The following is a 12,187-nucleotide window of genomic DNA, read 5'->3' as shown; positions in this document are numbered from 1 at the left end:
GCGCTGAGCGGTTGAGCCGCCTGATGGCGGTTGGGTTACTCAACCAAGCAAGATCGCGGCCAGGCCAGGTCTAGACCAATCGGCGTTTCAGTCGATACCGCTTTGCCGACGTCGAAGTAGTGGCGCAATGATCAATGCCAGGCGCAACCAGCGACGCCAACCGCGTTTACCACCGAGCAGTCCGGCCAGTGCCAATGCGCCGCCAGTGAGCAAAAAGGGTGCATTGCCCTGGCGCAGGCGTTGGCCATACTCGCGTACCTGCTTGAGTGGTTGACTGATTTGCAGCACTTCATGGCGCAGTTCCTGGCGGTGCATCTCCAGGCGCATGCGCAGCACGGCTTTACGCAACTGACGGCGCGAGGCGCCTGGTGGCAAGTTGGACGTCATGGCAGCAGTTGCTCGCGGTCACGTTGCAGTTCTTCAAGGCTGGCGCTGAACGGTGCTTCGGCGTTGCGCAGACTGATCAGCAGCCAGGTGGCACACCCTACCAGGCCAGCACCGTAGAACAGGCAAAGACCCGTGGCGACTGCCAGACGGTGACTGTCCCAGTAGACGATCAGCAGCAATGCCGACAGACCTATCAGCAGGAGCAGGGCGAAGGCCAGGCACAGGCCGCCGAGAACCAGCGCGCGCAGTGCCTGGTTGCGTTGGTCTTCGAGTTCATGGGCCAGCAGCGCCACATGGCCCTGGAGGAGGCCCAGTAGGGCCGCCCCCAGGCGCCGTGGCGATGGTCCATTAGACATTGGCGCTGTCAACGGCGGCTGATCAGCAGGCCGAGCACCAGGCCAATAGCGGCCGACAAACCCAGTGCCTGCCATGGGTGCTTGTGCACATAGTCTTCAGTGGCGTCGACGGCGATCTTGCCCTGCTCGCGCAGGCCAGACTCGGCTTTGTGCAGGGCGTCTCGGGCACGATCGAGGCTGCCACGAATGTCATCACGCAGGGCCTCGGCGTGTTCGCCGGCGAGACTGGCGGAATGTTGCAGGAGCTTCTCGGTATCGCTGACCAGAGCCTGGAATTCATCCAGCAGGGCGTCCTTGGTGCTTGGAGTAGCGGCTTTGCGGGGCATGGTGAGCAGTCCTCTGCGTTGGTATGTGCTACTTACGATTGCTCTGCAGCGTGAGGGTTCCGCAAGAATAGTCGGGAAGTGACCGGCCTGGCGTTTGGTATAGCGATTGCATTTTGCTGGTGCGCGAAGGTCGAGAAATGCCCTGTGATGGGGCTTTTTCGGGGCGGCTCAGGATGGTCCATTTCGCACATAACCATTTGATTAACAGGAAATAAGCATCGATATGTCGACATTTGGTGGCGCTATTTTAGGGCCACTCGACGGCACTTTTCGAGGGCGCTCCACTGTGTCTGGCTGCATTGTGGTGCGCGTTTTCGGGTTTGTGTCTTTGTTTGGTGCCTTTTCTTCTGCCGCCGGAGTTTTCTTTCTCGATGGAAAACATCAACAGTGCCGTGGCCACGCTGATCCACGGCTCCAATACCCTGTTCATCCTGCTGGGTGCCATCATGGTTCTGGCCATGCATGCCGGCTTTGCCTTTCTCGAAGTGGGAACGGTACGGCAGAAAAACCAGGTCAACGCGTTATCGAAGATTCTCTCGGATTTCGCTATTTCCGCCTTGGCATATTTCTTCATCGGCTACTGGATCGCCTACGGCATCAATTTCTTCGAGCCGGCTGCGATGCTGACGGAAAACCATGGCTACGGCCTGGTGAAGTTCTTCTTCCTGCTGACCTTCGCCGCGGCGATTCCGGCGATCATCTCCGGTGGTATTGCCGAACGTGCCAAGTTCGGCCCGCAGCTGTGCGCCACGGCGTTGATCGTTGGCCTTCGTCTACCCCTTCTTCGAAGGCATGATCTGGAACGGCAACTATGGCTTCCAGGCCTGGCTCGAGGCTCGCTTCGGTGCAGCCTTCCATGACTTCGCCGGTTCGGTGGTGGTGCATGCCATGGGCGGTTGGTTGGCCTTCGGCGCCGTGCTGTTGCTGGGGCGCCGCAACGGGCGTTATCGCGACGGCAAGCTGGTGGCCATGGCGCCCTCGAACATTCCGTTCCTGGCGCTGGGCTCGTGGATCCTGATCATCGGCTGGTTCGGCTTCAACGTGATGAGCGCGCAGACGCTCGAAGGCGTCAGTGGCCTGGTGGCGGTCAACTCGCTGATGGCCATGGTTGGCGGTACCGTCGCCGCGCTGCTGGTAGGGCGCAACGACCCTGGCTTCCTGCATAACGGCCCGCTGGCTGGCCTGGTCGCGATTTGCGCCGGCTCGGACCTGATGCATCCGATTGGTGCTCTGGTCACTGGCGCGATTGCCGGTGCATTGTTCGTCTGGGCATTCACCGCGACGCAGGTGAAGTGGAAGATCGACGATGTGCTCGGTGTCTGGCCGCTGCATGGCCTGTGCGGTATCTGGGGCGGCATCGCCTGTGGCATCTTCGGCCTCAAGGCATTCGGCGGCCTGGGTGGCGTGAGCCTGGCCAGCCAGGTGATCGGCACTGCGTTGGGGGTGGTGGTCGCTCTGATCGGTGGCTTCGCGGTGTATGGCCTGCTCAAGGCGTCGCTGGGTATTCGCCTGAGTCAGGAAGAGGAATACAACGGTGCTGACCTGTCGATTCACAAGATCTGTGCGGTGAGTCAGGACTGAGAGGCCAGGGCTGGCGTTGTTTGCCAGCGTTTACGGCGGGCAATAAAAAACCGGGCAATGGCCCTAGCCGTTGGGGAAATCTGTTGAAAGATTCCCCGATGGCCTGCGGTTACGGGTCCTATAAGCAAAAATCCCCAGCCGAGATATTTTCTGCTGGGGACTTCTGCTTTTTGGCTTTCAGATCATGACGTTAACGATCTGCATCAACAGATTAAGCCAACGCCTTGGCAATGGCCCGGTTTTTCATTCAGTTGTAGATCAGTCGCGACGACCTTCTACCGATTTGCCGGCGACGGTGCCTTCCTTGAGCATGATCTGGTATTCCTTGCCGTCGGTTTCCACCTGATGCAGGCGTACCAGCAGGTGGCCCCAGTCTTTGGCGAACCACAGCACGGTCTTGCGGGTGCTTTGCGTGGGGTCACGCACGCGTTCGACCTTGATTGCGTCAATCAGGCCCGCCTTGGTGCGTACCACTTCTTCGCCCAGCACGCGGAAGTCATAGGTTTCGATCTCGTCACCGTCGACCACCTGGTAGCTCACGCTCTTCTTGCCGGCCGCAACGTCCTCTTGCAGGGCAACCTGGTAGGTCGATTTGTCCAGCAGGCCACGGTTGAGCGGCAGTCTTACGGCATCGCCACGGTCGCTGCCAATGACTTGCTTCTGCTCCCAGTCGAAGTCCTGCTCGACCTTCTTGCCTTTGCCCAGGCCGCTGCGATTGAGGCGGTAGGTCAACGGCAGCAGGGCGCCGTTATCGACGCGGAAGGTGCTTTCTTCGGTGAGGCCGGCGACCAGCATCGATGCTTCGAAGTTGAGGGTCCAGCGGCCGTTGTCTTCACGTTTGAGGCTGCGCTCGGCGCTGCCACTGACCGGCAGCTGCTTCCAATCCGCGGTGTAGCTGGCGGAGAAGGGCTGCAGGTCCTCGGCAAAGGCGGACAGGCTGAACAGTGTCAGGGCGAACAGCAGGGCACGACGCATAGAGTCTCCTAGGTTCGAATCAGGTGGCCGCTGGCGGGCAGCGGCTGGCCATCCAGCATTGCGCCTTGAGCGCCAAGACGCAAGCGGCCTTCGGCAAACCAGCGCACTGCCAGCGGATAGATCTGGTGTTCCTGCTGGTGCACGCGGCGAGCAAGGCTTTCGGCCGTGTCGTCTGCCTTGATCGGCAACACAGCTTGTACGACCAGAGGGCCACCATCGAGTTCCTCGGTCACGAAGTGCACGCTGCAGCCGTGTTCGCTGTCGCCGGCTTCCAGGGCGCGCTGATGGGTATGCAGCCCCTTGTGTTTGGGTAGCAGTGACGGATGGATATTCAGCAGGCGGCCTGCGTAGTGCTGAACGAAGCCCGGCGTGAGGATGCGCATAAAGCCAGCCAGCACCACCAGGTCAGGCTGGTGGGCATCGATGGTCTGGATCAGCGCTGCGTCGAAGGCGTCGCGGCCATCGAACTGCTTGTGGTCGAGCAGGCCGGTGGCGATCCCGGCCTGTTTCGCTCGCTCCAGGCCATAGGCATCGGCGCGGTTGCAGATAACCGCGGCGATGCGGGCCGGATTGCCGTCGTGGCCGACGCTGTCGATCAGCGCTTGCAGATTGCTGCCTGATCCGGAGATCAGGACGACGACATTGCAGGGCATCAGTGGGCTTTCAGGTTGTTCAACTGAACCTGGGCTGCGCCTTCTGCTGCGGCGGTGATCTGGCCGATGACCCAAGGTTGCTCGCCGCTGGCGCGCAGGCTGGCCAGGGCGGTTTCAACCTGGTCCTGAGCGACGCAGATGACCATGCCTACGCCGCAGTTCAACACGCGGTGCATTTCATGCTCGTCGACGTTGCCTTGCTCCTGCAGCCAGTCGAACACGGCTGGGCGATTCCAGCTGGCCACGTCGATCACGGCCTGTGCGCCCTGCGGCAGTACGCGCGGGATGTTGTCCAGCAGGCCGCCGCCGGTGATGTGGGCCATGGCCTTGACCGCACCGGTGTCCTTGATCAGCTTGAGCAGCGGCTTGACGTAGATGCGGGTCGGCGCCATCAGCAGATCGGCCAGAGCCTTGCCGTCCAGTTGCACCTGCTCGATGTCGGCGCCGGAAACTTCGATGATCTTGCGGATCAGCGAGTAGCCATTGGAGTGCGGGCCGGAGGAAGGCAGGGCGATCAGGGCGTCGCCGGTGACGACCTTGGAGCCGTCGATGATCTCGGCTTTTTCCACCACGCCGACGCAGAAACCGGCCAGGTCGTAGTCTTCGCCTTCGTACATGCCCGGCATTTCGGCTGTTTCACCACCGACCAGGGAGCAGCCGGCGAGTTCGCAACCAGCGCCGATACCGGTCACCACGGTGGCGGCGACGTCGACGTTGAGCTTGCCGGTAGCGTAGTAGTCGAGGAAGAACAGCGGCTCGGCGCCACAGACCACCAAGTCGTTGACGCACATGGCGACCAGATCCTGGCCGATGCTGTCGTGCTTGTTCAGGTTCAGTGCCAGGCGCAGCTTGGTGCCGACACCGTCGGTGCCGGACACCAGTACCGGTTGCTTGTAGCCGGCCGGGATCTCGCACAGGGCGCCGAAGCCGCCCAGGCCACCCATGACTTCCGGACGCGCAGTGCGCTTGGCGACGCCTTTGATGCGTTCGACCAGGGCTTCACCGGCATCGATGTCGACGCCTGCGTCCTTGTAGCTGATGGAGGGTTGCTTGCTCATAGATCCGGGCCTTTGGATGGGGAGTTCGTGTAGACGCCGACGTGGCGCAGGCTCATCCAAGGAGCCCGGCGCGCGTACCGGCTGGCGAAGGCGCGCGATTTTATCAGGCTTGCCCGGTAGCGGCCACTCGTGTGCATGCGCTTCGTCGCAGGCACTGGCTCTGGTTGCCGGGGCTTGAGCGGCTGTTTAAGGTATAGGCCTTTGTGCCCGCCCGCCGTGCGGCCATCCCTTGCGAGAGTCCACCCCAATGCGTTTGCCCATCCGCCTGTTGTTCCTCTGTCTGTCGCTGCTGAGCCTGCCGGTATTGGCCGCGCCGGTTACCGGTCTGTACCAAGTGCGCGAGCCCGTGGCCGACCAACAGCCGGAAGCTCGCGACGCTGCCATGCAGAAAGCCCTGCAGACGCTGGTGCTACGCCTGACCGGCGACGCCAAGGCGTTGCAAAGTGCCGGGCTGGAAGGGTTGCGCAAGGACCCCCAACAGATCGTCAGCCAGTACGGTTATGAAGGTGACGCGTTGTTGGTCGAGTTCGATCCGGGCAGTACCGAGCGCCAGTTGCGGCAGGCCGGCCTGGCTCTGTGGGGTGCCAATCGCCCGGCCATCCTGACCTGGTGGCTCAACGAGTCGCCGGAAGGCAGCCAACTGGTTGGTGAAAGCCAGAGTGCATCGGCACTGCTACGCGATGCCGCGCAACATCGTGGCTTGCCACTGCGTTTGCCGCTGGCGGACCTGAGCGAGCAGGCGCTGGGCAGTGCCGATGTGCTGCTGGCCAACGATCCCCAAGCCCTGCGCGAGGCGTCAGAGCGCTACGGCGCCGATGCCTTGCTAGTCGTGCAGGCGACTGAAAGCGGCGGCAGCTGGCAGGCGACCTGGCGCCTGTGGCTGGGTGACGAGCGCGAGCAGGGCAAGGCCGAGGCCGCCGATCAGGCAGCGCTGGCCGATGCAGTGCTGTTGGCCGTGGCCGAGCGCCTGGCGCCGCGTTTCCTGGTCAAACCGGGTGCTGCGCAGAGCCTGACGCTGGTGATCGAGGGCGTAGACCTGGGCCGTTTCGCGGCACTGGAGCGCTTGCTCGAACCCTTCGCCGCGCGTTTGCAGGAGATCGACGGCCAGCGTCTGATCTATCAGGTCAGCGCCAGCCCGGAGCAGCTGCGCGCGCAACTGGCATTGGGGCAACTGCAGGAAGTCAGTGAGCCGCTCGATGCTGCTGAGCCAGTAGAGAACCCGGAGGCCGCTGCAACCGAGGCGCCGCAGGTGAAGCCGCGCACCGATCAATTGCGCTTTCGCTGGTAGAATTTGCGTCGGGTAGACCACAGCCCAGTTACGCGGCGCCTTCCTGGCGCCGTTTCGCATCGAGGACGCGAGCATGACCGATTCCACCCGTTGGCTATGGATGGCTGGGCTGTTTCTGCTCGGCTGGCTGCTGTACCTGTTGCACCCGATTCTTTCCCCGTTCCTGATCGGTATCCTGCTGGCCTACATGGGCGACCCGCTGGTCGATCGTCTCGAGCGGCATCGGCTGTCGCGCACGGGGGGCGTGGTGGTGGTATTCGCGCTGTTCGCTCTGGTCTTGCTGATCCTGCTGCTGGTGTTGGTGCCCATGCTGGGACGACAGCTGGTGCGTCTATATCAGCTGGCGCCGGAAATGCTCGATTGGTTGCAAGGCACGGCCTTGCCGTGGTCGCAGTCGCATCTGGGGTTGCAGGATGACCTGCTGCAGGTCGATCAACTCAAGCAGGTCTTTACCGACAACATTGGCAAGACCACCGATGTGCTCAAGGCGGTGCTGGCCCAGGCGACATCCTCGGGGTTGGCACTGCTGGCCTGGCTGGGCAACCTGATGCTGATTCCGGTGGTGAGCTTCTACCTGATGCGCGACTGGGATCTGCTGGTCGAGCGCGTGCGCCGCCTGCTGCCGCGCCAGCGCGAAGGATTGATCGTCAAGCTGACTGGCGAATGTCATGAAGTGCTGGGCGCCTTCCTGCGCGGCCAATTGCTGGTGATGCTGGCGCTGAGCGTCATCTATTCCGTGGGCTTGATGCTGGTGGGGTTGGAGCTGGGACTGTTGATCGGTGTGCTGGCGGGCCTGGCCAGTATCGTGCCGTACATGGGCTTTATCGTCGGTATCGGTGCGGCGTTGACTGCTGCGCTGTTCCAGTTCGGTCTCGAGCCCTATCCGCTGATCGGTATCGGCGTGGTGTTCATGATCGGCCAGTTGCTCGAGGGTATGGTCCTCACGCCCCTGCTGGTGGGCGATCGCATCGGCCTGCACCCGGTCGCGGTGATCTTCGCCATTCTCGCGGGTGGCCAGCTGTTTGGCTTTACCGGCGTGCTGCTGGCCTTGCCGGTTGCTGCCGTGATCATGGTTCTGCTGCGCCATGCCCATGATTTGTATAAACTTTCCGGCCTTTACGGAGAGAGCAGCGGTTCCCACGAGCCCCCCACATGAAACCCATCCAGCTTCCCTTGGGGGTGCGTCTGCGTGATGACGCCACCTTCGCCAATTACTACCCCGGCGCCAATGCCGCGGCCCTGGGCTATGTCGAGCGCTTGTGCGAGGCCGACGCCGGCTGGACGGAAAGCCTGATCTACCTGTGGGGCGCCGAAGGCGTCGGGCGCAGCCACCTGCTGCAGGCGGCCTGCCTGCGTTTTGAACAGCGTGGCGAAGCGGTGGTGTATCTGCCGCTCAGCGAAGTGGTGCAGCACGGCCCGGAGTTGCTCGACAACCTTGAGCTGTGCGAGCTGGTCTGTCTCGATGATCTCGATGCCGTGGCTGGACGCAGCGACTGGGAAGAAGGGCTGTTCCACCTGTTCAACCGACTGCGTGACAGCGGCAGGCGCTTGTTGCTGGCAGGCACCATGTCGCCACGCGAGTTGCCGATTCAACTGCCTGATCTGAAGTCGCGACTGACCCTTTCGCTAATCTTCCAGCTGCATGAACTGTCCGACGAGGACAAGCTGCGCGCCCTGCAGCTGCGCGCCTCGCGCCGTGGCTTGCAGATGAGCGACGAGGTCGGTCGCTTCATCCTCACTCGGGGTGAGCGCAGCATGAGTGCGTTGTTCGAACTGCTGGAGCGCCTCGATCAGGCCTCGCTGCAGGCCCAACGCAAGCTGACCATTCCCTTCCTCAAGGAAACGCTGGGTTGGTAACTGCTTCGGGAACTCAGGTGTAGGAGCGAGCTCTGCTCGCGAACTCTTGGCTGCACAAGCGCTTCGCGAGCAGAGCTCGCTCCCACACCAGGACGTTTATTCCCCAGCCAGCTTGCGGTCGTACTGAAAACGCCAGCGCGTATAGAGCAGTGCGCAGCAGAACAGGCCGAAGCTGATCACTGCCTCCAGTGCGCCGAACAGTGCACGCGCCGGATCGATGGCGGCGAGCACGCCCTGGATGAAGTAGATGTTGACCACGAAGCAGGCCCAAGCATGAGCGCGGGCGTTGCCCAGCAACATGCCGGGGGCGAGCAGTGCAAGCGGCAGCAACTGGATCGCCAATACAACCCCGACCCGCGCACCATGCAGGTCAGCGAAGGCCAGATTCCACACCAGCAGCAGGGCCAGCAGGGCGATAAAGCTGAACAGGCTCAGCGCTCGGCTGAGTTTGACCCGTGGCTCCAGCCACTCGAGGCTGGGCAGGGGTTTCTTCGCTCGGGCCACGTTCAACGCTCCAGTTTGCTGGCGGTTTGCGCCAGGCGTTGACCCAGTGCACGGCACAGGGTGACTTCATGTTCGTCCAGCGCGCGTTTACCGTCGCCGCCCGCATGGTGGCTGGGGCCGTAGGGCGTGCCACCGCCACGGGTTTCAAGCAGTGCCGCTTCGCTGTAGGGCAGGCCGCAGAGCAGCATGCCGTGGTGCAGCAGTGGGATCATCATCGACAGCAGGGTGGTCTCCTGGCCGCCATGCAGGCTGGCGGTGGAGGTGAACACGCCAGCTGGCTTGCCGACCAGTTCGCCGGTCAGCCACAGATTGCTGGTGCCATCGATGAAGTACTTGAGTGGCGCCGCCATGTTGCCGAAACGGGTCGGGCTGCCCAAGGCCAGGCCCGAGCAGTTCTTCAGATCATCCAGGGTGGCGTACATGGCGCCGTCCTCCGGCACGCTCGGCGCAACAGCCTCGCATTCGCTGGATACCGCAGGCACCGTGCGCAGGCGCGCCTCCAGGCCAGCCATCTCGACGCCGCGGGCAATCTGCTTGGCCATCTGCGCGGTGGCGCCATGGCGGCTGTAGTAGAGCACCAGGATGTAGGGCGCGCTCATGCCAGTAGCTCCAGTACTTTTTCCGGTGGTCGGCCGATCACCGCTTTGTCGCCAGCGATGAGGATCGGGCGCTCGATCAGCTTGGGATGCGTGACCATGGCCTCGATCAGTTGCGCCTCACTCAAGCTGGCATCGCTCAGGCCCAGCGTCTTGTATTCGTCCTCGCCGCTACGCAGCAGGTCGCGTGCTGAGATCCCCAGCTTGCCGAGTAGGCTCTTGAGCTCGCTGGCGCTGGGTGGCGTTTCCAGATAGCGCACGACGTGCGGTTGCAGGCCGAGGGCTTGCAGCAGCTCCAGAGCGGCGCGGGATTTTGAGCAGCGCGGGTTGTGGTAGAGGGTCAGGTCGGTCATGGTGGCTCGCATCCGGCTTGAAGTGGCGGCTATTCTAACCGCCTGATGCGCGGATGCACGCAAACCGCTGGGGCGGCTTTGCTGCGACCTTTTTACGCGGCGCATTGTCTGTCTGTTTAGGTTTGAGGGCTAAGGAGAGGTCATGCTGCGTCGTTTGAAGGACTGGGTGGGGTTCTGGCTCAGCCTGTATCAGCGTTTCGTGGATAACCGCGGCGCAGGCAACGCAGCGGCGTTGACCTACACCACCTTGTTCGCCGTGGTGCCGATGATGACCGTGACCTTCGCCATGCTTTCGGCAATTCCGGCATTCCAGGGTGTGGGCGAGGAAATCCAGGGGTTCATCTTCAACAACTTCGTACCCTCCACTGGCGAGACGGTGCAGGAGTATCTGCGTGAGTTCACCACGCAGGCGCGGCAGCTGACCTGGTTCGGCGTCGGCCTGCTGGCCGTTACCGCCTTCCTCATGCTGGTGACCATCGAGAAGACCTTCAACGTGATCTGGCGGGTACGCCAGCCACGCCGCGGGATGTCCAGCTTCCTGCTGTACTGGGCGATTCTCAGCCTTGGGCCGCTGCTGCTGGGGGCCGGTTTTGCAGTCAGTACCTATATAGCCTCGCTGTCACTGATCTCCGGGCCGGATGCAGTAATCGGCGCCAAGACGCTGCTTGCTTTCACGCCGTTGTTATCGAGCATCGCGGCCTTTACCTTGCTCTATGCCGCGGTCCCCAACACTCGTGTGCCGTTGTCTCATGCTCTGTTGGGCGGCCTGTTCAGCGCCGTGCTGTTCGAAGTGGCCAAGGCGCTGTTCGGCCTCTATGTGCGGCTTTTTCCCGGTTATCACCTGATCTACGGCGCCTTCGCCACGGTGCCGCTGTTTCTGGTGTGGATCTATCTGTCCTGGTTGATCGTGCTGCTGGGCGCCGAGCTGGTATATGGCCTGTCGCAACCGCGGCACTGGCGCCGCGAGCCTATCCCCAAGGGGCTGATTGTGCTGGTGGTGTTGCGGCTTTTGCTCAAACGTCAGCAGAAGGGCGAGGCTCTGCATTACGGCGACATGCAACGTGCGGGCTGGCGGTTGCCCGAAGACGAGTGGACGCAGGTGATGGATTTTCTCGAGCGCGAGCACCTGGCATGCAAGGCCAATGGCGGAGGGTGGGTGCTGTGCCGCGATCTGCACAACTTCTCCCTGTATCAATTGCTCGAGTGCAGTCCCTGGCCATTGCCGAGTTTGTCGCAACTGCCCGCTCAGCTCGACGAGCCTTGGTACCCGGCATTGCGCGAGGGGCTGGAGCGCATGCAAGCGGAGCGTGAGGCGCAATTCGGAGCCAGTCTGGCGGATTGGTTGCCGGGGAAGGGCTGAGCAAACCCGCGCGGCGTGTCAGGCAATGGGGCGCGAGAAAGGGTGACAAAAAACGTCAGTTTAAGGCGTTGCCTAGTCCTGCCGGGGTCTGAATGCAAGGGGTAGGCCCAAGGAATGCGTTGTACAAGGGCTGGCACGCTTCTAGCTACTGCAGGTGCAGTTGCTATCGAACTGCCAGCAGGGGCAGGGATCGCTGAGGACGCAGGCAGTAATGACGGTAAAAAACAGGGTAATCCACCTTCATCGACGCGATCCGCAGGAAGCGCTGGCGCGGCTTAACCGAATCACTGGGCTGGAGTTCGCGCGTTGGCCGGAGTCGCTGCTCGAACACGTGGTTGCCGAAAACCTGCAGCCAGACGCTGACGGTTCAATCCCGCGGGCTGCGCCCAGCCCCGGAGTTTCCTCTGGCTGAAAGCAAAACCCCGCGTCACTACGCGGGATTCGATGTTGCCGTTCTGGTTCAGGCCATGGCCTGGCGGGTCTCGCTGTTGGCCAATTCGACGGCTTGAACGAAGAATTCCTCGACCACCAGACTCTGCGCCGGCACAGCTGAGCGCAGGCGTACCTGCATGTCTTCGATCTTCATCCGCACCGGCATGCGAGCGATCCCGGAGAGCAGGATCTTGCCATGGGCATTGACCTTGCCATGGTCGACATTGACCTCGCGGCGCTTGTCCCCGTCGCGATAACTCACCAGCAGCGATACCGGCAGGTTGGCCAGCCCCGGCAATTGCAGCCAGGTGGCGACGTTGTATTCGGCCACGCGCCCCTCGTAGGGAGTGACCAGCAGGTGAGCGACGTCGACGATGCGCGAGGGCACGGAGCCAATCAGCTTGTCTTGCGCTTGGGACATGGTGAAATTCCAGGCAGGGTGATACTTGAGTGCCTGGAAT

The 12,187-nt window shown here is 62.4% G+C and carries 15 protein-coding genes and 1 pseudogene; 6 read left to right on the top strand and 10 right to left on the bottom strand.

Annotation, left to right across the window (positions count from 1 at the left end):
• Nucleotides 1–87: 87 nt before the first annotated feature.
• Genes ACNFCJ_RS20325 through ACNFCJ_RS20315 form a run of 3 tightly spaced genes read right to left on the bottom strand, consistent with a single transcriptional unit; the run spans nucleotide 88 to nucleotide 1,069 of the window.
• Nucleotides 88–387, bottom strand: a complete 300-nt coding sequence (locus ACNFCJ_RS20325; protein ID WP_143505289.1) for a hypothetical protein — start codon at nucleotides 385–387, stop codon at nucleotides 88–90.
• Nucleotides 384–743, bottom strand: coding sequence for a phage holin family protein (locus ACNFCJ_RS20320; RefSeq protein ID WP_179576974.1), 360 nt, complete (start codon nucleotides 741–743; stop codon nucleotides 384–386). Before ACNFCJ_RS20320 ends, ACNFCJ_RS20325 begins: the two co-directional genes overlap by 4 nt.
• Before the next feature lie 8 nt (nucleotides 744–751).
• Nucleotides 752–1,069 (bottom strand): DUF883 family protein, encoded by a 318-nt coding sequence (locus tag ACNFCJ_RS20315; protein WP_106735004.1) that lies wholly within the window; start codon nucleotides 1,067–1,069, stop codon nucleotides 752–754.
• A 371-nt stretch (nucleotides 1,070–1,440) separates the two neighbouring features.
• Here ACNFCJ_RS20315 and ACNFCJ_RS20310 point away from each other — a divergent pair.
• A pseudogene (locus tag ACNFCJ_RS20310) lies at nucleotides 1,441–2,650 on the top strand (ammonium transporter).
• A gap of 258 nt (nucleotides 2,651–2,908) precedes the next feature.
• Here the strand turns inward: ACNFCJ_RS20310 and ACNFCJ_RS20305 are convergent.
• From ACNFCJ_RS20305 to purM, 3 genes are read right to left on the bottom strand one after another with little or no spacing between them, the layout of a single operon-like run.
• Nucleotides 2,909–3,625 (bottom strand): DUF3108 domain-containing protein, encoded by a 717-nt coding sequence (locus ACNFCJ_RS20305; RefSeq protein ID WP_416773258.1) that lies wholly within the window; start codon nucleotides 3,623–3,625, stop codon nucleotides 2,909–2,911.
• Between the two features lie 8 nt (nucleotides 3,626–3,633).
• The gene (purN, locus tag ACNFCJ_RS20300) at nucleotides 3,634–4,278 is read right to left on the bottom strand and encodes a phosphoribosylglycinamide formyltransferase (RefSeq protein ID WP_106735007.1); all 645 of its coding nucleotides are present in this window, start codon (nucleotides 4,276–4,278) and stop codon (nucleotides 3,634–3,636) included.
• Complete coding sequence (purM, locus tag ACNFCJ_RS20295) at nucleotides 4,278–5,336, bottom strand: phosphoribosylformylglycinamidine cyclo-ligase (protein ID WP_099523368.1); 1,059 nt, start codon at nucleotides 5,334–5,336, stop codon at nucleotides 4,278–4,280. Before purM ends, purN begins: the two co-directional genes overlap by 1 nt.
• Before the next feature lie 247 nt (nucleotides 5,337–5,583).
• On the opposite strand from purM, the gene ACNFCJ_RS20290 reads away from it, so the two are divergent.
• From ACNFCJ_RS20290 to hda, 3 genes are all read left to right on the top strand, one after another.
• Nucleotides 5,584–6,624 carry a DUF2066 domain-containing protein gene (locus ACNFCJ_RS20290; protein ID WP_416773257.1) on the top strand — a complete coding sequence of 347 codons (1,041 nt, stop codon included), beginning with the start codon at nucleotides 5,584–5,586 and terminating at the stop codon, nucleotides 6,622–6,624.
• A gap of 73 nt (nucleotides 6,625–6,697) precedes the next feature.
• Nucleotides 6,698–7,780, top strand: a complete 1,083-nt coding sequence (locus ACNFCJ_RS20285; RefSeq protein ID WP_143505298.1) for an AI-2E family transporter — start codon at nucleotides 6,698–6,700, stop codon at nucleotides 7,778–7,780.
• Nucleotides 7,777–8,481, top strand: coding sequence for a DnaA regulatory inactivator Hda (hda, locus tag ACNFCJ_RS20280; RefSeq protein WP_099523360.1), 705 nt, complete (start codon nucleotides 7,777–7,779; stop codon nucleotides 8,479–8,481). The genes ACNFCJ_RS20285 and hda overlap by 4 nt, the downstream gene beginning before the upstream one ends.
• 96 nt (nucleotides 8,482–8,577) lie before the next feature.
• Here the strand turns inward: hda and ACNFCJ_RS20275 are convergent, their stop codons facing one another.
• Genes ACNFCJ_RS20275 through arsC form a run of 3 tightly spaced genes read right to left on the bottom strand, consistent with a single transcriptional unit; the run spans nucleotide 8,578 to nucleotide 9,934 of the window.
• Nucleotides 8,578–8,985: a DUF2069 domain-containing protein gene (locus ACNFCJ_RS20275; protein ID WP_179576967.1), complete on the bottom strand. Its 408-nt coding sequence runs from the start codon at nucleotides 8,983–8,985 to the stop codon at nucleotides 8,578–8,580.
• A gap of 2 nt (nucleotides 8,986–8,987) precedes the next feature.
• Nucleotides 8,988–9,584, bottom strand: a complete 597-nt coding sequence (wrbA, locus tag ACNFCJ_RS20270) for an NAD(P)H:quinone oxidoreductase (RefSeq protein WP_179576966.1) — start codon at nucleotides 9,582–9,584, stop codon at nucleotides 8,988–8,990.
• Entirely contained in the window at nucleotides 9,581–9,934 is a 354-nt protein-coding gene (arsC, locus tag ACNFCJ_RS20265) for an arsenate reductase (glutaredoxin) (protein ID WP_416773256.1), read from the bottom strand. Before arsC ends, wrbA begins: the two co-directional genes overlap by 4 nt.
• A 142-nt stretch (nucleotides 9,935–10,076) precedes the next feature.
• Here arsC and ACNFCJ_RS20260 point away from each other — a divergent pair, with 142 nt between their 5' ends.
• Together ACNFCJ_RS20260 and ACNFCJ_RS20255 are read left to right on the top strand one after the other, a co-directional pair.
• Nucleotides 10,077–11,294 carry a YihY family inner membrane protein gene (locus tag ACNFCJ_RS20260; protein ID WP_416773255.1) on the top strand — a complete coding sequence of 406 codons (1,218 nt, stop codon included), beginning with the start codon at nucleotides 10,077–10,079 and terminating at the stop codon, nucleotides 11,292–11,294.
• 211 nt (nucleotides 11,295–11,505) lie between these two features.
• A complete protein-coding gene (locus ACNFCJ_RS20255) occupies nucleotides 11,506–11,706 on the top strand; it encodes a hypothetical protein (RefSeq protein ID WP_074860691.1) in 201 nt (66 codons plus the stop codon).
• Between the two features lie 48 nt (nucleotides 11,707–11,754).
• Here the strand turns inward: ACNFCJ_RS20255 and ACNFCJ_RS20250 are convergent, their stop codons facing one another.
• Nucleotides 11,755–12,147 (bottom strand): hypothetical protein, encoded by a 393-nt coding sequence (locus ACNFCJ_RS20250; protein WP_003461530.1) that lies wholly within the window; start codon nucleotides 12,145–12,147, stop codon nucleotides 11,755–11,757.
• Nucleotides 12,148–12,187: the final 40 nt, after the last annotated feature.

Source organism: Pseudomonas sp. NY15364 (genome assembly GCF_048068235.1).
GTDB lineage: Bacteria > Pseudomonadota > Gammaproteobacteria > Pseudomonadales > Pseudomonadaceae > Aquipseudomonas > Aquipseudomonas mendocina_D.
Note: the sequence above shows the minus strand (reverse complement) of the source record. Positions and strands in the feature narration are given on the sequence as shown.